Source organism: Streptomyces sp. R28, assembly GCF_041052385.1.
GTDB lineage: Bacteria > Actinomycetota > Actinomycetes > Streptomycetales > Streptomycetaceae > Streptomyces.
In genome coordinates this window covers 10551095-10572749 of sequence record NZ_CP163439.1, presented here as the reverse complement: position 1 = coordinate 10572749, position 21655 = coordinate 10551095, and the positions used below count along the sequence as shown (strand labels likewise).

The window sequence follows — 21655 nt, the reverse complement described above, 5'->3', positions numbered from 1 at the left end:
AGCTGTTTCTCGGTTGCCGTCAGCGGGTGAAAAGCTTGTCCCGGGTGGCGCCGGTGGAGCAGAGATTCTTCTCGGTGGCCGTCATCTTGCGGGATTCGACCACGACCGCGCTGTGCTTGCCGTCCGTGCCGTTCGGGGCGGGGCCGGTGATCACGTCGGGTACGAACCAGTAGTAGTGGCCCCACTTGGGGTCGTCGTAGTGGGTCTGCCACGTGCCCGTTATCTGCTGCATCACCTGGGCGCGGGAGATCCAGCCCACTTCTCCCGGCCGCACGGTCACGGTGAAGGTACTTGTCTCCGTGTGCGAGCTCTGCCACGTGTAGTTGTACGTCGCGGTCACACTGGCGGTGACGATCCCTTCGATGCCTCCCCCGACGGTGACCGAGCCTCCCACCGAGTGGGAGGAGCCCACGGTGTCCGCCCACGACATCGACTGGGAGGCGGGCGAGGCGGTGCAGTTGTAGAGCAGTTCGGAGACCTGTCGGGGCTTACCGACGTAAGCTTCGCCGATTTCCGGGGAGTTGAAGCTGCATTTGCCTTCTCCGGAAGCGCAGTCGGCCACGATCTGCTCCGCGGTGGGCTGCTCCTCTGCCCCAGCGGGCACGGCTGCCGCGATCACCCCGAGCGTGGTCGCCGTCAACGCCAGTGTGCGGCCGCCGTACCGCAGTGTGCGGTTCATCGTCATCGTTGTTGCCTCTTACCGTACGTGGGGGGGACGGTGATCACGGTGCCCCTGTTCTGGTGGGGCTTGCCGTCACCGCCTGGTGCCCACGAGGCTCACGTAATCGACGGCCGAGCTACACCAAGAACTGGCAAAGTTGTACTTGATTTCTGAACTGATGATCCGTCAATTTCATTGCTGACACGCTGCGTTGAGTCGGCTCAGGGGCGAATTACGTACGCCCCGGTATGTGCGGGCGGCGAGCGAGTCCCTGCGCGCCTTGGGGCCCCGTTTGGGACCATGGCCAGGTGGACGGGAATCCTGCTTTCGGCGGGGGCGAGCCGATGGGTGCGCTCAACGTGGCGCCGACGGCGCGGACGGCGGTGGCCTGGCTGCCGCCACGGGACCTCTGGCCGGCCATTCAGGACATCCGCTGGGAGCACGATCCGCAGGTACGGCGCTGCCCGCCGCATGTGAATCTCCTGTTCGGCTTCGTGCCGGAGGATGAGTTCGCCCGGGCCGTGCCGCTGCTCTCCGCCGTCGCGGCGCAGAGCACGACGTTCACGGCGCGCCTGGCCGGGGTGCGGTACTTCCGGCACCGGCACTACGCGACGGTCTGGCTCGATCCGGCCGCGGCAGACACGGCGCCATGGGCCCGTCTCCACCGAGAGCTGCAGCTGCGGTTCCCGCTCTGCCAAGGGCGCGGCGGGCGCTTCACCCCGCATCTGTCCCTCGGCCGCACCCAGGACCCGAAGCGCCTGGCGACCGAGTGCGCCGTCCGGCTCGGCACGCTGTCGGCCTTGGTCGAGGAACTGGTTCTGCTCTCCCGCCGCGGCGAGGAGCCCATGCGGCCCCGGGCCGTGATCACACTGGGCACGGGCGAGGTCCGCCACCCGCGCACGAGCTGAGTGTGCGGTGATGACCGCGCCGCGGGGTCCGGATGGAGGCCGCACCCTCATCTGCTCCCGCCACGGCCTCGGCAACGGCAACGGACAACTGCCGCCCCTCGCACCACGCTTACGTACACGCACGCGCGCGCCTCCAACGAGGCCGGTGGGTGAACGGCACCCGGGCCATCCCGCCGCGACAACCGGCCGCGGAGTCGTATCAGCCGATCGTGGGCTTGGCGGTACTTCGGTCCGGGACGGTCGTTGGGTCGGTCGTGATCGATGACGACTTCCCCGTGATGACCAGCACCGGCGCAGGGCGGACAAGCCGCAGCCGGTTCGCTCTGGCGCTGGCTCTCCTGCTCGTGGGTGCCTCCGTCCTGTTGGCCGGGAGCGCGGCAGGGGCCGTGTCCGTGGCGTTCGCGGGGGAGGTTCCGGTCACCGTGCATGCCGCGCGGGTGTCCGCATCCGGTGTGTCGGCGTCCCCGGCCGCCTCGGGCCGTGGCGGACTGTTGCCGGCGCTGGCGACGCGCGTGGAGCAGGCCACGGTGGAGGATGCCTGCGTCACCTCCACCGCCGACCTGCCGGTGGTCGGAGCGGTGACGGCCGTCGTACGCATCGAGCGGGCCTCCGCCACCGGCCTGACGGTGGAGGCAGGCAAGGCCACGGCCCGCTCGGTGAAGCTCTCCGGCGCGAGGTTCAGCACCCCGCAGGTGTCCCTGGACCGGCCCACGGGCCTGTTCACCGTCGGCGCGCAGAAGGTCAGCGGCAGCACGGTGACCACCCAGCCGCATGCCTTCACTGCCGGGACGATCACGTCCCGGGGTGTCTCCATCGATGTGCGCCGCGGTGCGGGCGGCTGTGAGCCGGGAGCGGTCCGATGAGTACGGCGATTCGGCCTGGCCGACGGTGCGGCCTGCGAGGGTGGCGGCGGAGTCGCCCGTTCGCGGCGGGGCTGTTGTTGGGCCTCGGCGGGCTGGAGCTGATCTGCGTCTCCTGGGTCGGACTGGGCTTCCTGCGGTTCACCGGCACCGCGGGGGCCGCCTCGTGGACCCTCGGGGCGCTGTTCTTCGTCGCCGGTGTGACGACGTGGCACAACCCCGCCCTGCGCTACTTCTCCGGCGTCCTGGCCGCCGTCATGTCCCTGGTCAGCCTGGTCGCCGCCAACCTCGGCGGCCTGCTGCTGGGCTTCCTGCTCACCGCCGTCGGCAGTGCCCTGGCCCTGGCCTGGATCCCCCAGCAGGCACCCGCGCCCCCGGAACAGGAGGCGTGAGGTGAGGTCTCCGGCTCTGTACCCCGCCCGGGTCTACCAGCGCAGCGGCATCCACGATGCGGCCCTGCGCCGAGTTGCTGTTCCTCGAAACCCCCTGGCCCGAGGTGGACCGCCGCGACCTGTGGGACGCGAGCGAACAGTACGCCCGCCGCAGCCGCCGCCACGGCTCGCTCCCCCGCATCCCCGCCCAGCTTTCCACCACCGGACCTTCGAAGCCGTGACGCAGTACGGGCTTTGTGCAGTACGGGCTTTGTCACGTGCGTGTCTAGCACTCTGCGGTTCGCTGGTTCACGGTGGTCCCTCTGTCCGGCCCAACCTGTCCAGCCCTATCCGCCTGGAGGGATCCAGCAGTGAGACGAAGGCGATTTGTCGCAGGGGCGATCGGCACACTTTCGGGGATGGCGCTCGGCCCGGCTCCGGCCCGGGCCGATGAGCCGACGCCCGGTACGCAAGGCTGGCAGGCCGTGCCGGCGCCCGGCAGCACTCCGGCCGCGCAGCTGCGCCGTGTCGCCGCAGCCGGCTCCGAGCTGGCCTGGGCGGTCGGTGAGGAGGGCCGCGCCGGGCCGTCGCAGGGGCGGGCACTGGCCATGCTGTGGAACGGCGGCGCCTGGACGAAGACCGATCTGTCGCACCTGAACCACACCAGGTTGAGCGACGTCGCCGGTGTCTGCTCCAGCGCGGCGTGGAGTGTGGGCCAGCCTGTCGGGACCGGCAGCCCGCTGCTGGGTTGGGACGGAACCACCTGGCGGGAAGCCGCGTTCCCGGGCAAGGGCGAGCCGGACGTTCGGTTGAACGCGGTGGCGGTCGGCCACGACCGGCAGGTGTGGATCTGCGGCACCCGAGGCGGCGCCGCCCGGCTGCTGCACCGGGATGGGCAACGATGGCAATGGCTGGACCCACTGCCCGTCGCGAGCGCGAGTCTGTACCGGGTCGTCCTGCGCTCGCCGGGCGAGGTCTGGGTGAGCGGCGACCAGTCGAACGGCGGCGGATGGTCCGGACTCGTTGCCCGCTGGGACGGAGCGTGGACGGTCCTGCCCCCGATCGCGGGCCTGCGTCTGGGTATCGCCGATCTGCACGCGGCCGGTCCGGACGATGTCTGGGCGGTGGGCACCGAGGCCGGCATCGGCGGGCCGCCCGGCCGCCCCGGCAACCCCGCCCTGAGCCACTGGGACGGCACGGCGTGGACGCGGGTGGAAGCGGGCTTCAGCGTCGGGTCGTTGAGTGCAATCGCGGCCGATGCACAGGGCCGCGCCGCATGGATATCGGGCTGGAACTACCAGGACCAGAGCCGCAGTACGTACCTGCGCCGGGACGGCGGCACCTGGAGCGTCGTCCGGGGCCCGGCCGGCGCGGCGCCGGCGCCGTATCTCAACGACGTGACGTCGATTCCCGGTACCGCGGGGTTCTGGTCGGTGGGCATGACGAGTCCCACACCGGCTCCTCCGACCGAGGCGTACACGGAACGCATCGAAGCCTGACGCGGATCCTCTACGGGGCCGGGACGAAGCCGGCCACCCACCTGATGCACGACAGCGGGGGCCTCGCGACGCCCTCGCGCGGGCCCCGTCCACCGCGGGTCAGGCGCCGGCGGGTCCGCGTTCGCGCCACCACGAAGCCGACCAGGCGAGCAGCGCACCGCCCGCCGCATAGGCGCCGAGCACCCACAGTGCCGACGTGGTGGCGTTGCCGGAGAAGTACACGGTGTTGCGGACCAGGGTGGTGCCCGCCCCGGGTGGCAGGGCCTGGCCGATCGCGCTCCAGAACGACGGGAGCAGCGGCGCCGGGTACACCCCGCCGGAGCTGGGGTTGCCCAGCACCACGAAGAGGAGGACGACCACGCCGGTGCCCAGCAGGCCCAGCAGGGTCTGCAGGGCGAGCGCGGTCGCCGCCGAGGCGAGGACGACGAGGGTGCCGATGCCGGCCAGGGCCCAGAAGTGGCCGCCGAGCGCGTCGAACACCGGCCCCACGATCACCGCTCCGGCGATGCCCGACACGATCGCGTACGGCACGAGGACGGCGAGCCGGATGAGGGTGCGGTGGCGGTTGGCGGGCCGGGATCCCGCGGCCATGCCCATGATCGTCGCGGTGAGGTAGCCGCCGATCACCCAGCCGAGCACGAGGTAGAAGGACGTCATGCCGCGCCCGTCACCGGAGTTCGGGGACCTGATGTCGGTGACGGTGATCTGGCGCTTTTGCGCCGCCTCGATCTTCTGGGCGATCTGCGTGGCGGTCTGCGACACCGACGGCCCGCCGGCGGAGGCGACCAGGAGGGTGTCCTTGGTGCCGGTCGCGTCGAAGAGGAAGGCGGCGTCGGCCTTCCGCGTGAGGACCCTTTGGCGGGCGTCGGCGGTGCTGGGGGCCGCCGTGGCCTCGACCGGGTTGCCGTCGAGGGCGTTGAGCTGGGCGACGATCTTCGCGGACGCCTGCTGCGGAGCGGCCACCGCGACCGGGATCCGGTGCGGCGTGGGCGAGTGGAAGGCCCCGACGTACGAGACGACGAAGGCGAGCTGGACGAGCAGGCCACCGAGCACGAGCCCGAAGGCACGGAGCGTTACGGCGTCCCTCAACTCGGCGACGAAACCAGGGGTCTTGGCAGCGGAGTCGACGGAGGCATCGGCGTCGGAGTCCGTGGGGGATATACCCGAGGGAGGGCTGGACTGGGAGTTCACGGGGCCGATGATCGCACGGTGCGTGAACGAGCCCCTGGCCGGGGATGTCGTGCTCCGCCTCCGCCTCAGCCCTAAGGGACTGTTAGGACTTCGTTCGCGCTGTTGAACGGCCGCGTCGTGCCCTCGACTCTGTGTGCTCCCGGGCCGCAGACAAGGGAGTTTTCGATGGCCACACAGACCACGCCCGTGAGCGCGCAGAAGTCGCGCCGCGCAGAGCGCAGGGTCGTCAGCAACATCGTGCGCGGATCGATCGGCAACCTCATCGAGTGGTACGACTGGTACGCGTACACCGCGTTCAGCGTGTACTTCGCCGCCGCGTTCTTTCCGTCCGGCGACCAGACCGCCCAACTGCTGAACACGGCCGCGGTGTTCGCGGTCGGGTTCCTGATGCGCCCGATCGGCGGCTGGGTCCTTGGCCGCTATGCCGACCGGCGTGGGCGGCGCGCGGCGCTGACGCTGTCGGTGACGCTCATGGCGGCCGGCTCGCTGATCGTGGCGCTGACCCCGTCGTACGGCTCGATCGGGGTCGCCGCGCCGGTGCTGCTGGTGGCGGCGCGGCTGCTGCAGGGCCTGTCGGTCGGCGGTGAGTACTCGACGTCGGCCACCTACATGTCGGAGGTGGCGTCGCCGGGCCGGCGCGGCTACTACTCCAGCTTCCAGTACGTCACGCTCATCGCCGGCCAGTTGACGGCGCTCGGTCTGCAGATCGTCCTGCAGCAGGTGCTCAGCGGTGCGCAGATGGAGGCGTGGGGCTGGCGGGTCGCGTTCATCGTCGGTGCCGCGGGGGCGATCGTGGTGCTGTGGCTGCGGCGTGGCATGGACGAGTCGGAGAGCTTCGAGCGGGTCGCGGCCGAGAGCGAGGAAGGCAACAGCGGTGGGCCGGCGCGGGGCAGTCTGCGGATGCTGCTGTCCTACCCCCGGCAGTGCCTGGTCGTGGTCGGGCTGACCATGGGCGGCACGCTGTTCTTCTACACGTACACCACGTATCTGCAGAAGTTCATGGTCAACACCAGCGGTATCGCCAAGCCCACGGCGGCCTGGATCAACTTCTTCGCGCTGCTGGTGTTCGTGCTGCTCCAGCCGGTCATGGGGCTGCTGTCGGACCGGGTGGGGCGCCGTCCGATGCTGATCGCGTTCGGAGTGCTGGGCGCCGTGGTCGTGGTGCCCTCGCTCACGCTGCTGTCGCACACCAGCGATCCCGTGTACGCGTTCCTGCTCATGGTCGGGCCGCTGGCGGTCAGTTCCCTGTACACCTCGATCAGCGCGGTGGTGAAGGCCGAGCTGTTCCCGACCTCGATCCGGGCGCTGGGCGTCGGCCTGCCGTACGCGCTGACCGTGGCCGTGTTCGGCGGGACGGCCGAGTACGTGGCCCTGTGGTTCAAGAACGCCGGGCACGAGAGCTGGTACTTCTACTACGTCACCGCCTGCGTCCTGATTTCGCTGCTCGTCTACATTCGGATGCGCGAGACGTCCGACGGATCGCCGCTGGAGAGCGAGACCCGCGACCACTGACGGAAGGGAGGCGACCGTGCGCGTGCTGCTGGCCGAGGACGACGACGGGGTGGCCGACGCCCTCACCGAGGCCCTGTACGAGCACGGTCATCTGCCCACCCGGGTGCGGCGCGGCGAGGAGGTCCTGGTCCGTCACCGGCAGGCCGACCTGCTGCTGCTCGACCTCGGCCTGCCCGACCTGGACGGCCTCGAAGTGCTGCGCAAGCTGCGCGCGGTGAGCGGTCTGCCGGTGGTGGTCCTCACCGCGCGGGGCGACGAACGGTCGGTGGTGCGCGGCCTGCGGCTGGGCGCCGACGACTACCTGGTCAAGCCGGTACGGCTGGCCGAGCTGCTGGCCCGAATCGAGGCCGTCACCCGCCGCGCCGCGACGCCGCCGCTCCTGCGCCGCGAACGGTCCGCGCCGAGGACGTCGAGGTCGACCTCGACGCGCGCCGGGTGACGGTCGGCGGGGCCGAGGTGCGGCTGACCACCAAGGAGTTCGCGGTCCTCGCCGCGCTGGCGACCAGGGCGGGCACGGCGGTCAGCCGCCAGCAGCTGATGGACGAGGTGTGGGGCGACGCCTACCTGGCCGTGTCCCGTTCGCTCGACGTCCATCTCACCCAGCTGCGGGCCAAGATCGGCCGCCCCGAGGTACTGACCACGATCCGCGGCTTCGGCTACCGGTTCGGCGGCTGAGCCGGCAAGGGCCCTCGTATGCGTACCCGGGTGTTGACCGTCGTCCTGGCCTTCGCTGTGCTCGCGGTGGCCGGGTTCGCCGTGCCGCTGCTGGGCGTCACCGCCACCCAGCGCACCGAGCAGCTCGTCGCGGCCCGCACCGCCGACCTCGACCGCTTCGCTGGGCTGGCCGAGCAGGCCGCCGAGAGCGGCGACCCCGGCGCGCTGACCGCCGAGGTCACCCGGTACACCGAGCTGTACGGCGAGTCGGTCGTGGTCGTCGACGCCCGCCGCGCCCCCGTGGCGCAGACCGGCGGCATGCACGCCGCGGACCCGGCCGTCGCCCGCCTCGTCGACGCGGCGCTGCGCAACCAGCCCGTCTCGCCCGGGGGCACGCTGCGCCCCTGGTCGCGCGGCGACAAACTGCTCGCCCGCCCCGTCGGCACCGGCACCCGGGTGTCCGGTGCCGTGGTGCTGCGGGCCTCGGTGCGGGCCGCCGCCGACGACATCGCCCTGCGCTGGGCGCTGGTCCTGGCCGGCGCGGGCCTGTTCGCGGTGGCGTGCGTGCTGCTAGCCCGCGCCGCCACGCGGTGGGTCGTACGCCCCCTGCATCGCCTCGACCGCGCGGTCGGCACGCTCGCGGCCGGGCTGCCGGCCGAGCACGCCCGGGCCGGCGGCCCGCCCGAACTGCGCCAGCTGGCCACTGGCTTCAACCGTATGGCCGACGCGGTGACCACCGCGCTGGAACAGCAGCGCCGTCTGGTCGCCGACACCTCGCACCAGCTGCGCAACCCGCTCGCCGCACTGCGCCTGCGCATCGACTCCCTCGAGCCCCGCCTGCCCGACTCCGCCACCCGCACGTACACGGGCGTGACCGCCGAACTCGAACGCATGGAGCACCTCCTCGACGACCTGCTCGCGCTCGCCCACGCCGAACACCGCGCCGGCGAACTGGCCGTGACGGACGGGCCACAAGCGTGCTGCGACGCGACGGCGGTCATCGCCGCGCAGGCACAGCTGTGGCACCTGGTGGCCGAACAGGACGGAGTCCGCCTTGAGTTCTCCCGGGGCCCGTCCGTCCTCATGGCCTGCACGGAGGGCGAACTGGCCCAGGTGGCCGACATCCTGCTCGACAACGCGATCAAGTACGCCGGGAGCGGCGCCCGCGTCGAGACGCGCTGTTTCACCGACGGACCGGACGCGGTGTTCGAGGTACGGGACGACGGCCCGGGTCTCGCCAGCGGCGAACTCCCCCACGCCGGCACCCGCTTCTGGCGCTCGGAGCGGCACCGCGAGGTACGCGGCAGCGGCCTCGGGCTGGCGATCGCCGAGCAGCTGGCGGCCGGCCGGGGCGGACGCATCGAGTTCGCGGCGGCCGAGCCGCACGGCCTGCGGGTGAGGGTGCGGCTCCCCCGTGCCGAGCACGGGGCGTCCGGCGCGAAGGGGCGTACGGCATGACCGGCCCCGCCCGCCGCACCGCGGTGCGCGCAGCCCTAGCCACGGCGTGCTCAGGGCTGCTCGCGGCCGCCGGGACGGCCGACGCCCGGCACGCGGACCGTGGCCCGGCGGGGAGGCTGCGGATCGCGACCGGCGAGGCCGACGGCTTCTACGCGGCCTTCGGCCGGCTGCTCGCCGAGCAGGTGACGGTGGCGTACCCCCGGATCTCCTGCGAGGTGATCCACAGCGAGGCCAGCGTGGCCAACGTACGGCTGCTGCAGGCGGGGCGGGCCGAGGTGGCGCTGGCCCTGGCCGACATCGCGTGGGCCGCGTACGGCGGATCGGCACCGTTCGGCCGCCGTGTCCCGCTGCGTGCGATCGGCCGGGTCTACGAGAACTACGTGCAGCTGGCCGTGCGCGCCGACGCCCGTATCCGCACCGTCGCCGACCTGGCGGGGCGCACCATCTCGCTCGGCGCGCCCGCGTCCGGTGGTGCCGTGCTCGGCGACCGTCTGCTGCGCGCGGCCGGCCTGACCCCGGGGAGGGACGTCCGTGTCCGCCACCTGCTGATGCCGCAGGCGGCGCGCGCGATGGTGGACGGCGCCATCGACGCCCTGCTGGTCGCGGGCGGCGTACCGCTGCCGGTGCTGTCCGGCCTCGACGTCAGGCCCGGCATCCGGCTCCTGCCGCTGGCCGGCCTTCTGCCCCGCCTGCGCGCCGGTACGGAACGCGCCGGATCGGGTCTCGAGGCGGTGACGGTGCCGGCCGGGGCGTATCGCAAAACTCCCGAGGTGAGCACCATCGGCGTGGCCAACCTGCTCCTGTGCCGTCCCGATCTGCCCGCGCCCATCGCCGCCGCCCTCACCCACGTCCTGGTGCGCAACGCCACCCGGCTCGTCCCCACCACGGCCCTCGGCACCCAGTTCCTCGACGTCCGCAGCCTGATCTCCACCGGCGTCGTCCCTCTGCATTCCGGGGCGGTCGTCGCCTACCGCGAGCTGCACGGTTAGCCACTCGTCAGGAGCTCGACGCGCTCCTGGCCGACTTCGTCGGCGCGGTACTCGGCATCCTCGGCGACACGTTCGTCGGCGCCTACCTGCAAGGTTCCTTCGCGCTGGGCGCCGCAGACCTGCACAGCGCTGGCCTGGGACACCCCTGCAACAGCCTGCGCACCCGTTGGATTCTGTTCGCCGGGCCGCCGGTCAGCGGCCTCGTCGCCGTGGTGCCACCGCAGCCCCTGCACGAGTCGATGCGCGCGATGCTGCCCGGCCTCACGGAGCCGGGCCCTGCCCATGGCATGAAATGCTGGGTAGACACCTACCGAAGCGAACCGAGAGGTGGCGAGGGTGATGCACTGGGCTCGGTTCGCGCAGCAGATGGCGTCGATGGCGCGGGATCTGCTGGCGCAGGAGTCGGTGGACGCCACCCTGGAGCGGATCACCGGATCGGCCGTCGACCTGGTGGAGGGCTGCGACGCGGCCGGCATTCTGGTGCTGCACGGCAAGAAGGTCCAGTCGCTGGCGCCCACCGAGGAGCTGGTCGTCGACAGTGACCGGCTGCAGGAGAAGCTGAGCGAGGGGCCGTGCTTCGATGCCGCCCGCACCGCGCAGGGAGAGCGGGTGTTCCGTATCAAGGACTTCACCCGGGAGCAGCCGCGCTGGCCCGCCTTCGCACCCCAGGCCCACAAACTCGGCGTGGGCAGCATGATGGGCTTTCTGCTGTACACCGAGGACGAGGACCTCGGCGCGCTGAACCTCTACGCGCGCAAGGCCGGCGCCTTCACCGAGGCCGGTGAGCTGGCCGGCTGGCTGCTCGCCTCCCACGCCGCGGTCGCCTTCTCCAGCGCCCGCTCGCACGCCCAGATGGAGCACGCCGTCGCCACCCGCCACATGATCGGCGAGGCCATGGGCATCCTGATGGGCAGCCACGACCTCACCGAGGAGCAGGCCTTCGACGTGCTCCGCCGCTACTCGCAGGAGAACAACGTCAAACTCCGTGAGGTCGCGCGCCTGATCTGTGACCGCGGCTCCCTGTCATGACCATCCGGGCGGCTCCCCCGGCTCGTGGTCTGAACCAGAGGAGCCTGGCCGGACCAGCCCCCACGGGGAACGCCGCTGAGCCGGCCTGCACGCCAAGTCCCCAGCCCCGCGCGTTTCACTCGGATCGACGCCCGCGGGCTTGCTCCGCGCCGAGCGGAGGCGCTGAGGGCGCGGCGGCATGACGATATGTGTCGAGGCCATCACATTGCGTGCGCGTCGCCGCCGCCGAGACGCGGTCAGGGACCGCCACGCGCGGCCGATTCGATCTCAGGCCGCCTGGTGTGGAGAATCATGACCATGAGCGAGAACGTGTTTTTCAAGGTTTCGGCCGGTGGCGAGGACCTCGGCCGCATCGTCTTCCGACTGTTCGACGACGTGGTACCCAAGACCGCGCGCAACTTCCGTGAGCTGGCGACGGGCCAGAACGGGTTCGGCTACAAGGGTTCGCCCTTCCACCGGGTCATCCCGGAGTTCATGCTGCAGGGCGGTGACTTCACCAACGGCAACGGCACCGGCGGCAAGAGCATCTACGGCGAGAAGTTCGCGGACGAGAACTTCCAGCTCAAGCACGACAGGCCGTTCCTGCTGAGCATGGCCAACGCGGGTCCGGGCACGAACGGCTCGCAGTTCTTCATCACCACCGTGGTGACGCCGTGGCTGGACGGCAAGCACGTCGTCTTCGGCGAGGTCGTCGAGGGCGAGGACATCGTCAAGGCGATCGAGGGCCTCGGCAGCCGCTCGGGCACGACGGCCAAGAAGATCGTCATCGACGACTGCGGCGTCGTCGCCTGACGACCCGGTTGCAGGGGGCAGGCCCTGACCGGCCTGCCCCGTCGCCGCCGCGGTCAGTGTGATTCGCGGCTCACCTCCGAGCCGCTGGACCCTACGAGGAAGTCGAGATCGGCGCCGGTGTCGGCCTGGAGGACGTGGTCGATGTAGAGGCGTTCCCAGCCGCGCCGGGGATCGGCGAAGCCGGCGACGGTCGCCTTGCTGGGGGTCCTGCGGGCGAGTTCGTCGGTGGGCACGTCGAGGTCGATGCAGCGGGCCTCGACGTCCAGGGTGATGAAGTCCCCCGTCCGCACCAGTGCGAGGGGGCCGCCGGCCGCGGCCTCGGGGGCGACGTGCAGGACGACGGTGCCGTACGCCGTGCCGCTCATGCGGCCGTCGCAGACGCGGACCATGTCACGGACGCCCTGTTCGAGAAGCTTTTTCGGCAGGGGCATGTTGGAGACCTCGGGCATGCCCGGGTAGCCCTTGGGGCCGCAGCCGCGCAGGACGAGGACGGAGTCGGCGTCGACGTCGAGGTCCGGGTCGTCGATACGGGCGTGGAAGTCCTCGATGGAGTCGAAGACGACGGCCCGGCCGCGGTGGCGCAGCAGGTGCGGGGAGGCCGCGGCGGGTTTGACGAGGGCGCCGTCGGGTGCGAGGTTGCCGCGCAGGACGGCGATGCCGCCCTCGGCGACCAGGGGTTCGGCGCGGGTGCGGATGACCTCGTGGTCCCAGATCGGGGCGTCGTCGAGTGAGTCGACCAACGGCTCGCCGGTGACGGTGAGCGCGTCGGGGTCGAGCAGGTCGCGGACCTCGCGCAGGACGGCGAGCAGGCCTCCGGCGCGGTGGAAGTCCTCCATGAGGAAGCGACCGGCGGGCTGGAGGTCCACCAGGACCGGGACGCGGGAGCCGATGCGGTCGAAGTCGTCGAGGGTGAGGTCGATGCCCAGACGGCCCGCGATGGCCAGGAGGTGGACGACGGCGTTGGTCGAGCCGCCGATGGCGGCGAGCGCGACGATCGCGTTGTGGAAGGACGCCCTGGTGAGGATCGCCCCCGGCCGGCGGTCGGCGTTGATCATGTCCACCGCCAGTCGGCCGGTGTGGTGCGCGGCCTCCAGCAGGCGGCTGTCGGGGGCCGGGGTTCCGGCCACGCCGGGTACGACCGTGCCCAGGGCCTCGGCGACCAGGGCCATCGTGGAGGCGGTGCCCATGGTGTTGCAGTGGCCGCGGCTGCGGATCATCGCCGACTCGGAGCGGGTGAACTGCTCCTGCGAGAGCGTCCCGGCCCGCACCTCCTCCGAGAGCCGCCACACGTCGGTGCCGCAGCCCAGCGGTGTGCCCCGGAAGGTCCCGGTGAGCATCGGCCCGCCGGGTACGACGACGGCGGGCAGGTCCACCGAAGCGGCGGCCATGAGCAGCGACGGGATCGTCTTGTCGCAGCCGCCCAGCAGGACGACGCCGTCGATCGGGTTGGCCCGCAGCATCTCCTCGGTGGCCATCGCGGCCATGTTGCGCCAGAGCATGGCGGTGGGCCGTACGTTCGTCTCGCCGAGCGACACCACGGGCAGGTCCAGTGGGATGCCGCCCGCCTCGTACACGCCGTCGCGCACCGAGGAGGCGACCTCGTCGAGATGGGCGTTGCAAGGGGTCAGGTCCGAGGCCGTGTTGGCGATGGCGATCTGCGGTCGGCCGGTGAAGGCGTCGCCGGGAACGCCCCTGCGCATCCACGCCCGGTGGATGTAGGCGTTACGGTCCTGTCCCTCGTACCACTGTGCGCTGCGCAGTCTCACCATGGGACCTCTTCCAGCAGTCGGTACGGAGGTCTAGAGTCTGGAACGCCATGGAGCATACGCAGACGTACGACGGATCGACAGCCCTCGGCGCGAACAGTGCAACTGCCGCCGAGGGCAACCGTCTTGTGGGCTCGGACCGGGTGCTGGCGGTTCTGAAGGAGCTCGCCCGGTATCCCGCTGGGGTGGGGCTGGAGGAGCTGACCCGGGCCGTCGCCAGTCCCAAGCCGACCGTCCACCGGGCACTCGGCGCGCTGCGGCGGGCCGGACTGGCCGACCAGGACGTGCGCGGACGCTATGTGCTGGGAGACGAGTTCCTGCGCATGGCTTTCGCCCACCACGAGGCCCGCCCCGAGCAGGTCCGTGTCCGCCCCGTGCTCGAAGCGCTGGCGCACCGGTTCGGCGAGACCGCGCACTACGCGGTGCTCGACGGCCGTGAGGTCGTCTACCGCGCCAAGGTCGACCCGCCCACCGGTGCCGTCCGGCTGACGTCGACGATCGGCGGGCGCAACCCCGCCCACACCACCGCCGTCGGAAAGCTCCTGCTCGCCCAGCGGTTGGGCACGGTGGAGGAGGTCGCGGCATGGATCGATGACTGCCCGCCAGCGCGTCGTACGGAACGCTCCTTGGGTACGGCCGCGGCCCTGCACGCCGATCTGACGGCCACCCGCGAGCGCGGATTCGGCATCGACGACCAGGAGAACGAGACCGGGGTCAACTGCCTTGCGCTGCCTGTCTATCCGACCTCGCCCACAGTGCCCTCCGGGGCCGTGAGCGTCAGCGCGCTGGCGTACCGGACCCCGTTGGCATCCCTCGTCGACGCCCTCGACGAGATCCGCGCCCTGCTCGGCCCGCTCGGCGAACCCCACTGCTGACATGCCCTGCCCCTCACCACCCCACTCTGGAGCCGCCCTCTCATGCGCGCCTTCGTCCTGACCGCGCCCGGCGCGTACGAGGTCCAGGACCTCCCGGCGCCGGTGGCCGCACCCGGTGAAGTCGTCGTCGACGTCGAGCGGGTCGGCGTGTGCGGCACCGACATGGAGTTCTTCACCGGGGCCATGACCTACCTCCACCAAGGGCACTCCTCCTACCCGATGCGGCTCGGGCACGAGTGGGCCGGGCGCGTGGCGGCGGTCGGCGAGGGCGTCGACGCGGGCTGGATCGGCCGCCGCGTCATGGGCGACACGATGCTCGGCTGCGGCGGCTGCCGCCGCTGTCTGCGGGGCCGTCAGCACGTGTGCGAGAAGCGCCAGGAGGTCGGTATACGCGGAGCGCGGGCCGGGGCCCTGGCGGAGCAACTCGCCGTACCGGCGTCCTCGTTGCACGCCCTGCCCGACTCGGTCGACGCCGTGCTCGGCGCGCTCGTGGAGCCGGGCGGCAACGCGCTGCGCGCGGCGCGGGCGGCGGCGGTGCACGCCGGGGACCGTGCTCTCGTGCTGGGGCCCGGGACCATCGGCCTGCTGGTCGCGATGTTCCTGCGGGCGTCGGGCGCGGAAGTCCACCTGCTGGACCGTGCCGACAGCTCACCCGCGTTCGCCCACGCGTTGGGCTTCGAGCACGTGTGGGACGAGCGGTCCCTGCCGGAGCTGCCCTTCGACGCGGTCGTCGACGCGACGAACGCCGCCCATCTGCCGGCCAGGGCACTGGAGTCGGTCGAGCCGTCCGGCCGCGTCGTGTACATCGGGCTGGCAGGCGAGCCGAGCAGGATCGACACCCGCGCGCTAGTGCTGAAGGACGTGACCGCGGTGGGTGTCCTGTCCGCCTCTCCCGGCCTGGACGCCACCATCCGGGCCTACGCGACCGGAGCGGTCGACCCCAGACCCCTCGTCGCTGCCACGGTGAGCCTCGACGAGGTCGGCGCGGTGCTCGCGGGCGAACGGCCGAAGGGCGCCGGCCCCGGCCCCAAGATCCATGTGAACCCCCGCGGGCGTCATGACTCCGGTGCCCGCCGCCCGCGCCCGTGACTGTGCACGTGGCACAGCAACAGGCATACGTCGTCGTCGTGTTCGGAGTCGTTCAGCAGGGGGTGCAGGAGTCGGTCGGCCGACGTCTCCAGGTCCTCGTCGAGTTCGGCCGGGCGAAAGCCGCCCAGTTCCTCGGCGAGGCGCCGGATACCGGGGTCGATCCCGTGGGAGCGGCGTTCCACCAGACCGTCGGTGTAGAGGGCCAGCGTCGATCCGGGCAGGAGCGGCACGGTGTGGTCGTGGATCTCCTGTTCCAGGGGGATGCCCAGCATGGCACCGGGTTTGGCGTCGAGGGTGTGGACCTGGCCGTCGGGGGTGCGCAGCACCGGTGGGGGGTGACCGGCGGCGGCCCAGGTGAGGGTGGGGTCGTCCGGGTGGAAGCGGGCGATGACCGCGGTGGCGTAGAGGTCGAGGCGCAGGCGGTGCAGGAACAGGTGCAGCCGCGTCAGGAGTTGGCCGGGGCTGCTGCCGTCGACGGCGTAGGCGCGCAGGGCGGTGCGCAGTTGGCTCATCATCACGGCGGCGTGCAGCCCGTGTCCGGTGACGTCGCCGATGACGGTGATCAGGCTGCCGTCGGGCTGGCGGAAGGCGTCGTACCAGTCGCCGCCGATGTTCAGGCCCCGGGTGGCCGGGAGATAGCGTGCGGCCAGGGTCAGGCCGGGTGTGGTGGGCAGTTCGGTGAGCAGGGCGCGTTGCAGGGTCTCGGCGATGTCCCGGTTGTGCTCGAAGCGCCGTGCGTTCTCCAGGGCGATGCTGGCCCGTCGGGTGAGCTCGATCAGCATGACGGCGTCGTCCGCGTCCCAGCGCTTGTCGGGCGGCGACAGTGTGAGGACGCCCTGCGAGCCCCGGCGGGTGAGCAGGGGGATGCACAGCAGGGGTCTGCCGGGGTCGAGGGCCGAGGGGGGCTGGTCGTCGACGCCGGGCAGATGGCCGGGGTGGTCGGCGGCGTACTGCGGGCGGCCGCGGCGGGCCGCGAGGACGGCTGCGGCCGGATGCGGGCCGCCGCGCAGCGCGTCGTCCACGTCGTCGAACAGCCAGACGTCGACGGTGCGCGCGTATCGCGGCACCAGCAGAGCGGGCAGCAGCCGCACGATGGCCTCGTGGTTCAGGGAGGCCGTCAGGGCGGCGCTGGCATCGGCCAGGAAGGTCAGCCGGCCGCGGGCGTTCTCCGCCTCCTTGCGGGCCTGCTGCTCGGCGTCGAAGAGTTCGCGCTGGGCGCGGCCTGCGGCGTCCAGCTCGGCGTGGAGCGCCAGTACGCCCTGGTTGGTCTGGTGGAGTTCCTCGCGGTGGAAGGCGACCAGCCCCTCCTGCTCGTCGAGCCGCTCCAGCAGCAGGGCCGCGTCCTCGTCGGCACCGAACAGGGCCTCGGCCAGCGTCACCGGGTCGTCGGCGGCCCGCTCGGCAGCAAAGACGTCGGCGTCCGCGGCGCAGGGGACCGACGCGCGCCACGGGGGCTGCCGGTCGTCCGGGCGTCGCTTGGCCGCAGCCACCTCGACGCTGAAGTCTCCCCCACCGGGTGACAGGGTCGCTGCCACGCCGACCCGCCACTCGCCTCCCTTGGTGAGGCACTGCCGTAGCTGTGCGGTGAGGGCGGCCACGAGACGGGTGCGCTCGACGGTGGTCACTCCGCACGCGGCGGCCAGCCGCGCCGTGGCGATGCGGGCCTGCGCGGCGTCGGTGAGGGTGCGGACGTGCCAGGTGCGGGTCATGAGGAGGGGTCCGGGGGGCAGGGGCTCAGCACGACGACGGCGGTGTCGTCGCGTACCGGCCGGGCTGGGCTGCTGGCGTCCCGCACGATCGATGCGGCGATCACGGCGGGGTCGAGGGGCGACGGGTCGTGAGCGGCCGGGCCGGGGCTCCAGCGGCTCGGCAGGCCGTCACTGTGCAGGACCAGGAGGCAGTCGTCCGTCCAGGTCTGCTGTTGTTGCGGCAGACGCGTGGGGAGGTGGGCGCCGACGATACCGGGGTGGGAGACCAGCCCCTGCCAGGTGTCGCCGCGGCGCAACCGGGCGCCTGCGTTACCCACTCCGGCGAAGTGCAACTGTCCGGCTGTGACGTCGAGTTGGGCCACGGCTACGGCCGCTCCCCTGGTGTCGCGCAGGGCGCCGTTCAGCCGCCGCAGCAGGTCCGCCGGTGGCAGGTGGGGCGCGCACCGCACCGTCTCCACCGCGGCGGAGGAGGCACGGGCCGCCAGGGGTCCGTGGCCGAGGCCGTCGGCCAGCATCAGCGTCACGCGGTCGGCTGTGCGGACGCAGGCCCAGGCGTCGCCGGAGAACTCCGCGCCCGCGAGGGGGATGTTGATGCCGCCGGCGCGCACCGGGAGCGGCACGGGGTGCGGGCCGGTGGTGCCGGGGTTCGGGCGCGGAGCGATCCTGGCCAGGGCGACGGTGCCCCGTCCGGGTGTGCTGTGCAGGCCGAAGTCGTCGGCGGTGCGCAGGCAGGTACCGAGGCCGGCACCGAGGGATGCGGCGGTCGAGTAGCCGTCGCGCAGCGCCGCGGCGGTGTCGGGCATGCCGGGCCCGTGGTCGACGGCCATGATCTGCACCCTCGCGGTCCTCTCGTCGCCGTAGGCCGGAACGGGTGGGCCCACCAGGTCGAGGAGTATCCATCCGCCGCCGGCGTGCTTGAGCAGATTGGTGGCGAGTTCGGTGGCCACGAGTTCGGCGGCGGCGATCCTCTCCTCGACGAGACCGGCATGGCGTGCGGCGGCCCCGGCCGCGACGCGGACGTCGCGTACCCGGGTCGAGTCGTGCACCGGAACCTCCCAGACGCGCGGCATCAGGGCGCCTCGCGCGGGCGGGGCGGCCGGGAGATCCAGGACGTCACCGTCACGGTGGTGCCGGTGCCACGGCGGCTGTCGATGGAGAAATCGTGGACCAGACGCCGGGCGCCGCCCAGCCCCATCCCCAGTCCCTCACCGGACGTGTAGCCATCGCTCAGGGCCTGGTCCAGGTCCGCGATGCCGGGGCCGTGGTCGCTGAAGACCAGGCGCAGTCCCTGTGTCCCGCCGTTGGTCACCGGCGTGCACTCCATCTGGCCCCCGCCGCCGTGGACGAGGGCGTTGCGGGCCAGCTCGCTGGCCGCGGTGACGAGTTTGGTCTGCTCGACCAGACCGAACCCGAGGTGGGCGGTCATCTGCCGCACATGCTGCCGTACCCGCACCAGATCGAGGTCCGAGTGGATCGGCAGGCAGGCGGAGACGCTGCCGGTGCTGTGGGTCACGGGCGCTCCCGGCGTCCGCGCCCGGCACGGGGCAGGACCGACACCTCGGAACCGAGCAGGGGCAGGGCGTCCTCGGTGGTGAGAGCGGTGCGCAGTCCCGGCAGGGTCAGGCCGAGTTCGACCAGGGTGATGGCCACCGCCGGGCGCATCCCCGCCACCACGGTCTGTGCGGACAGCAGCCGGGTCATGGCCGCGACGTCACTGAGCACGCGGCCCATGAAGGAGTCGACGATCTCGACACCGGAGAGGTCGATGACCACGCCGGTGATCGCGCTGTCGGAGACGGTCTCGCCGATGTCCTGCCGCAGTTGTTCCGCCGTGCTGTCGTACAGGTCGCCCTGGAGGGTGACGAGGAGGATCCCGCCGAGCCTCAGTACGGGCACGTGTCCTTCGTACGGGAAGGTGGACGCGCTGGTCACCTGGCCTCCACGGCCGAGGCGGAGTTCGGCACGATGTGCGGCCCTGCTGCCGCAGGGCGTAGCCCAAGGCGTCCTCGAGACTGGCGCGGGTGAGCACCGAACTCAGGTCGATGCCGAGGTGGACGATGGTCTGCGCGATGGCCGGCCGGATCCCGGAGACTATGCACTCCGCTCCCATCAGCCGCGCCGCCGCCACGGTCTTCATCAGATGCTGCGCCACCAGGGAGTCGACGGTCGGCACGCCGGTGATGTCCAGGATCGCGAAGCGGGCGTGCTGCTCGACGACGGCGTCCAGGAGCGTCTCCATCACCACCTGGCTGCGGGCACTGTCGAGCGTGCCGATCAGCGGTACGGCGACGATGCCTTCCCACAGCTTGATCACCGGCGTGGCGATTTCGAGCAGTTCGAGCCGCTGACGGTTGATGAGCTCCTGCCCGGCGTTCATCGTGGTCTCCAGCATGACCAGGCGCAGGGTGCCCATCAGTACGGTCAGCGCCGTCGTGCACTCCCGCAGGTGCTCGGCGGGCGAGCCGGTGAGCTCGTCGAGCAGCAGGTCGGTGACGGGCGGTCGCAGCGCGTCCATCTCCGCCGAGATCTGCGCGATGGTGGCGCCGGCACGCGCCCGGGAATGCGCCGTACGCGCCAACTGCTCCCGGACGACGGCGAAACCGTCCGCCTCCGAATCCTCCAGGCGCCCGGAGGCGGCCACCGCGGCCAACGCCTCGGCAATGGCCCGGCCGGCTTCCACCGCTTCGTCCCGGGAGACGGTGAACACGGTGCGCAGCAGCGCCGCGTCGGCCCAACGCTGGGCGATCTGCTCCCGGCGCCGTCGTAGGAAGCCCTCGACCTCCTGGGCCGGGTTGGTCTGTTCGTCTGCCGCTTGCTGCTCCGGCACGTGCTTCCCTCCTCATACGGTGTGCGCCGCCCCGATCGCACGGGGAGCGCCGGACGGCACGGTCAAGGTGTCTGACCCGGCCCGAACGCGCCGGGACAGACCACGAGTACGTCGTCCTCGGCCACGGTGTGCCGCGGTACTGGGTGTGGGGGGCGCGGGAGGCACGGTCGGCGAGTGCGGCCCGGTCCGCGAGGGGCACGTCCGCGCGCCGTGCGTGGCACTCTGCGTTGATGCTCGGGCTGGTCAGGGGGGAGGCCTCGATGCCCTCGCCCAGGCCGTTGGTGGCGTCGGCCGGTTCGGCCCGGCACTCCTCGGCCTGTTCGGCCTTTTCGGCCTGTTCGGTTGGGTGCATCGTGGCGGCCGGCACACCGAGCCGGTCGCCGCTGACGGTCACCGGCAGGTGCAGGTGCAGGCGCAGCGGGCCGTCGGGCAGCGTCTCGGTGACCGGTTCCTGGGATCCGAAGGCCCGGCAGGCAGGGGTGCCGTGCGTCGGCGCGGACTCGGGCGGGCTCGGATTCGGGTGGACGGGCTGCCGCGGCGTGGCGAGGCCGTAGTCGCCCGGGAAGAGTGGGGCGGTCGTCGCCGAGTCGGCGTGGCACGGTACTTCGCGGGCCACGTCCACCAGCCGGCACGGGGCCACGGAACGAAGCGCCCGCTCGGCTGCCACGAATCTGTTCACGATGTCGGATACGCCATTCTCGTCACGGTGACGGCGCCGGACCCGCGCTGTCGGGGAGGCCGTCCATCGGTCGCTCTTGTCCGTATCTACCGCTCTGTGCGTATAGTCCGAACCGGCGGGCTGACAGTGTCCGTGAAGCCTGAAAGAGTGGAGGCGTGACTTCCTCCTACTCGCATCCGCGGCCGGTCGAGGTGGCGCATGTGACCTCGGAGGCCGCCGAGTTGCTGGAGGTCTTGTGGGGCCGGGCCTCGACAGCGCCGGTGTCCGCCTCCCAGATCCGTGTGCTGTTCATCCTGGAACACACCGACGGCATCAACCTGCGCATGCTCGCCGAGGCCCTCGGCTCCACGCCGCCTTCGACCAGTCGGCTGTGCGACCGCCTCCAGGCGGCGGGCTTCGTCGAACGCGGGCCCAGCGCCTCCAGCCGCCGCGAACTGCGTCTGCGGCTGAGCCGTCACGGACGGTCCTTTCTGACGGGGCTGCGCGCACGACGCGAAGCCGCCCTGCAGTCCGTGCTGGAGCAGATGCCCGTCACGAAGCGGACCGCTCTGCTGGAAGGCCTGGAGGCGTTCTGCGCCGCAGCGTCCGCGGAGGTCCATGAAGGCGACGAAGCCTGCGATGTCAGGAGCGCCTGAATCCCGCCGACGACGCGGGAGGTCGTCGTTGCTGACCCGCACGTTCCACACCCCTCCCGCGCTTGACTCGCTCACTCTGTTGCCCCACGGCCACAGTTGTCAAACGGCAACTGTCAGCGCTGTGAGTGCGGTTCGCGATCGATGAACTGCC

General features: G+C 71.9%; 21 protein-coding genes and 2 pseudogenes. 14 read left to right on the top strand and 9 right to left on the bottom strand.

Annotated features, from left to right (window positions below; all coding sequences use genetic code 11):
• Window positions 1-19: 19 nt before the first annotated feature.
• On the bottom strand, window positions 20-679 hold the full coding sequence (locus AB5J49_RS46190; protein WP_369174851.1) for a hypothetical protein: 660 nt from the start codon (window positions 677-679) through the stop codon (window positions 20-22).
• Between the two features lie 290 nt (window positions 680-969).
• On the opposite strand from AB5J49_RS46190, the gene AB5J49_RS46185 reads away from it, so the two are divergent.
• From AB5J49_RS46185 to AB5J49_RS46165, 5 genes are all read left to right on the top strand, one after another.
• Entirely contained in the window at window positions 970-1569 is a 600-nt protein-coding gene (locus AB5J49_RS46185) for a 2'-5' RNA ligase family protein (protein WP_369174850.1), read from the top strand.
• A 254-nt stretch (window positions 1570-1823) separates the two neighbouring features.
• On the top strand, window positions 1824-2432 hold the full coding sequence (locus AB5J49_RS46180) for a DUF6230 family protein (protein WP_369174849.1): 609 nt from the start codon (window positions 1824-1826) through the stop codon (window positions 2430-2432).
• Window positions 2429-2821, top strand: a complete 393-nt coding sequence (locus tag AB5J49_RS46175; RefSeq protein ID WP_369174848.1) for a DUF6114 domain-containing protein — start codon at window positions 2429-2431, stop codon at window positions 2819-2821. The genes AB5J49_RS46180 and AB5J49_RS46175 overlap by 4 nt, the downstream gene beginning before the upstream one ends.
• Before the next feature lie 56 nt (window positions 2822-2877).
• Entirely contained in the window at window positions 2878-3042 is a 165-nt protein-coding gene (locus tag AB5J49_RS46170; RefSeq protein ID WP_369174847.1) for a hypothetical protein, read from the top strand.
• 177 nt (window positions 3043-3219) lie between these two features.
• Window positions 3220-4299: a hypothetical protein gene (locus AB5J49_RS46165; RefSeq protein WP_369174845.1), complete on the top strand. Its 1080-nt coding sequence runs from the start codon at window positions 3220-3222 to the stop codon at window positions 4297-4299.
• A 99-nt stretch (window positions 4300-4398) separates the two neighbouring features.
• On the opposite strand, the gene AB5J49_RS46160 is transcribed toward AB5J49_RS46165, so the two are convergent.
• Window positions 4399-5490 carry a DUF3533 domain-containing protein gene (locus tag AB5J49_RS46160; RefSeq protein ID WP_369174844.1) on the bottom strand — a complete coding sequence of 364 codons (1092 nt, stop codon included), beginning with the start codon at window positions 5488-5490 and terminating at the stop codon, window positions 4399-4401.
• 165 nt (window positions 5491-5655) lie between these two features.
• Between AB5J49_RS46160 and AB5J49_RS46155 the strand changes: the two genes are divergently transcribed.
• The 4 genes and pseudogenes from AB5J49_RS46155 to AB5J49_RS46140 all read left to right on the top strand — a co-directional run bounded on the left by AB5J49_RS46155 (window position 5656) and on the right by AB5J49_RS46140 (window position 10103).
• A complete protein-coding gene (locus AB5J49_RS46155; RefSeq protein ID WP_369174843.1) occupies window positions 5656-7002 on the top strand; it encodes an MFS transporter in 1347 nt (448 codons plus the stop codon).
• 16 nt (window positions 7003-7018) lie between these two features.
• Window positions 7019-7677 (top strand): annotated as a pseudogene (locus tag AB5J49_RS46150) (response regulator transcription factor).
• 18 nt (window positions 7678-7695) lie between these two features.
• Window positions 7696-9114, top strand: coding sequence for an ATP-binding protein (locus AB5J49_RS46145; RefSeq protein WP_369174842.1), 1419 nt, complete (start codon window positions 7696-7698; stop codon window positions 9112-9114).
• Window positions 9111-10103 carry a TAXI family TRAP transporter solute-binding subunit gene (locus AB5J49_RS46140; protein ID WP_369174841.1) on the top strand — a complete coding sequence of 331 codons (993 nt, stop codon included), beginning with the start codon at window positions 9111-9113 and terminating at the stop codon, window positions 10101-10103. The genes AB5J49_RS46145 and AB5J49_RS46140 overlap by 4 nt, the downstream gene beginning before the upstream one ends.
• Here the strand turns inward: AB5J49_RS46140 and AB5J49_RS46135 are convergent.
• Window positions 10100-10387 carry a hypothetical protein gene (locus AB5J49_RS46135; protein WP_369174840.1) on the bottom strand — a complete coding sequence of 96 codons (288 nt, stop codon included), beginning with the start codon at window positions 10385-10387 and terminating at the stop codon, window positions 10100-10102. The genes AB5J49_RS46140 and AB5J49_RS46135 overlap by 4 nt on opposite strands.
• Window positions 10388-10442: 55 nt before the next feature.
• Here AB5J49_RS46135 and AB5J49_RS46130 point away from each other — a divergent pair, with 55 nt between their 5' ends.
• Together AB5J49_RS46130 and AB5J49_RS46125 are read left to right on the top strand one after the other, a co-directional pair.
• Window positions 10443-11132, top strand: coding sequence for a GAF and ANTAR domain-containing protein (locus tag AB5J49_RS46130; RefSeq protein ID WP_369174839.1), 690 nt, complete (start codon window positions 10443-10445; stop codon window positions 11130-11132).
• A gap of 297 nt (window positions 11133-11429) precedes the next feature.
• Complete coding sequence (locus tag AB5J49_RS46125) at window positions 11430-11924, top strand: peptidylprolyl isomerase (protein ID WP_369174838.1); 495 nt, start codon at window positions 11430-11432, stop codon at window positions 11922-11924.
• Between the two features lie 53 nt (window positions 11925-11977).
• Here the strand turns inward: AB5J49_RS46125 and AB5J49_RS46120 are convergent, their stop codons facing one another.
• Window positions 11978-13693 (bottom strand): IlvD/Edd family dehydratase, encoded by a 1716-nt coding sequence (locus tag AB5J49_RS46120; protein WP_369174837.1) that lies wholly within the window; start codon window positions 13691-13693, stop codon window positions 11978-11980.
• Between the two features lie 47 nt (window positions 13694-13740).
• On the opposite strand from AB5J49_RS46120, the gene AB5J49_RS46115 reads away from it, so the two are divergent.
• On the top strand, window positions 13741-14565 hold the full coding sequence (locus AB5J49_RS46115) for an IclR family transcriptional regulator (RefSeq protein ID WP_369174836.1): 825 nt from the start codon (window positions 13741-13743) through the stop codon (window positions 14563-14565).
• Window positions 14566-14607: 42 nt separating this feature from the next.
• Window positions 14608-15654: a zinc-binding dehydrogenase gene (locus tag AB5J49_RS46110; RefSeq protein ID WP_369174835.1), complete on the top strand. Its 1047-nt coding sequence runs from the start codon at window positions 14608-14610 to the stop codon at window positions 15652-15654.
• Here AB5J49_RS46110 and AB5J49_RS46105 read toward each other — a convergent pair.
• The 5 genes and pseudogenes from AB5J49_RS46105 to AB5J49_RS46085 all read right to left on the bottom strand — a co-directional run.
• On the bottom strand, window positions 15621-17363 hold the full coding sequence (locus AB5J49_RS46105; RefSeq protein ID WP_369174834.1) for a PP2C family protein-serine/threonine phosphatase: 1743 nt from the start codon (window positions 17361-17363) through the stop codon (window positions 15621-15623). The two genes, AB5J49_RS46110 and AB5J49_RS46105, sit on opposite strands and share 34 nt — an antisense overlap.
• The gene (locus tag AB5J49_RS46100; protein WP_369174833.1) at window positions 17360-18433 is read right to left on the bottom strand and encodes an ATP-binding SpoIIE family protein phosphatase; all 1074 of its coding nucleotides are present in this window, start codon (window positions 18431-18433) and stop codon (window positions 17360-17362) included. Before AB5J49_RS46100 ends, AB5J49_RS46105 begins: the two co-directional genes overlap by 4 nt.
• Complete coding sequence (locus AB5J49_RS46095; protein ID WP_369174832.1) at window positions 18433-18876, bottom strand: anti-sigma regulatory factor; 444 nt, start codon at window positions 18874-18876, stop codon at window positions 18433-18435. Before AB5J49_RS46095 ends, AB5J49_RS46100 begins: the two co-directional genes overlap by 1 nt.
• Window positions 18873-19295: an STAS domain-containing protein gene (locus tag AB5J49_RS46090; RefSeq protein ID WP_369174831.1), complete on the bottom strand. Its 423-nt coding sequence runs from the start codon at window positions 19293-19295 to the stop codon at window positions 18873-18875. Before AB5J49_RS46090 ends, AB5J49_RS46095 begins: the two co-directional genes overlap by 4 nt.
• Before the next feature lie 46 nt (window positions 19296-19341).
• Window positions 19342-20190 (bottom strand): annotated as a pseudogene (locus AB5J49_RS46085) (STAS domain-containing protein); the annotation flags it as partial.
• A gap of 834 nt (window positions 20191-21024) precedes the next feature.
• Between AB5J49_RS46085 and AB5J49_RS46080 the strand changes: the two are divergent.
• A complete protein-coding gene (locus AB5J49_RS46080) occupies window positions 21025-21504 on the top strand; it encodes a MarR family winged helix-turn-helix transcriptional regulator (RefSeq protein ID WP_369174830.1) in 480 nt (159 codons plus the stop codon).
• Window positions 21505-21655 lie beyond the last annotated feature (151 nt).

Coding starts and splice junctions, on each gene's coding strand:
- AB5J49_RS46190 (WP_369174851.1), bottom strand. CDS start 679: ATGAACCGCACACTGCGGTACGGCGGCCGCACACTGGCGTTGACGGCG.
- AB5J49_RS46175 (WP_369174848.1), top strand. CDS start 2,429: ATGAGTACGGCGATTCGGCCTGGCCGACGGTGCGGCCTGCGAGGGTGG.
- AB5J49_RS46170 (WP_369174847.1), top strand. CDS start 2,878: ATGCGGCCCTGCGCCGAGTTGCTGTTCCTCGAAACCCCCTGGCCCGAG.
- AB5J49_RS46165 (WP_369174845.1), top strand. CDS start 3,220: ATGGCGCTCGGCCCGGCTCCGGCCCGGGCCGATGAGCCGACGCCCGGT.
- AB5J49_RS46155 (WP_369174843.1), top strand. CDS start 5,656: ATGGCCACACAGACCACGCCCGTGAGCGCGCAGAAGTCGCGCCGCGCA.
- AB5J49_RS46145 (WP_369174842.1), top strand. CDS start 7,696: ATGCGTACCCGGGTGTTGACCGTCGTCCTGGCCTTCGCTGTGCTCGCG.
- AB5J49_RS46140 (WP_369174841.1), top strand. CDS start 9,111: ATGACCGGCCCCGCCCGCCGCACCGCGGTGCGCGCAGCCCTAGCCACG.
- AB5J49_RS46135 (WP_369174840.1), bottom strand. CDS start 10,387: ATGGGCAGGGCCCGGCTCCGTGAGGCCGGGCAGCATCGCGCGCATCGA.
- AB5J49_RS46130 (WP_369174839.1), top strand. CDS start 10,443: ATGCACTGGGCTCGGTTCGCGCAGCAGATGGCGTCGATGGCGCGGGAT.
- AB5J49_RS46125 (WP_369174838.1), top strand. CDS start 11,430: ATGAGCGAGAACGTGTTTTTCAAGGTTTCGGCCGGTGGCGAGGACCTC.
- AB5J49_RS46120 (WP_369174837.1), bottom strand. CDS start 13,693: ATGGTGAGACTGCGCAGCGCACAGTGGTACGAGGGACAGGACCGTAAC.
- AB5J49_RS46115 (WP_369174836.1), top strand. CDS start 13,741: ATGGAGCATACGCAGACGTACGACGGATCGACAGCCCTCGGCGCGAAC.
- AB5J49_RS46110 (WP_369174835.1), top strand. CDS start 14,608: ATGCGCGCCTTCGTCCTGACCGCGCCCGGCGCGTACGAGGTCCAGGAC.
- AB5J49_RS46105 (WP_369174834.1), bottom strand. CDS start 17,363: ATGACCCGCACCTGGCACGTCCGCACCCTCACCGACGCCGCGCAGGCC.
- AB5J49_RS46100 (WP_369174833.1), bottom strand. CDS start 18,433: ATGCCGCGCGTCTGGGAGGTTCCGGTGCACGACTCGACCCGGGTACGC.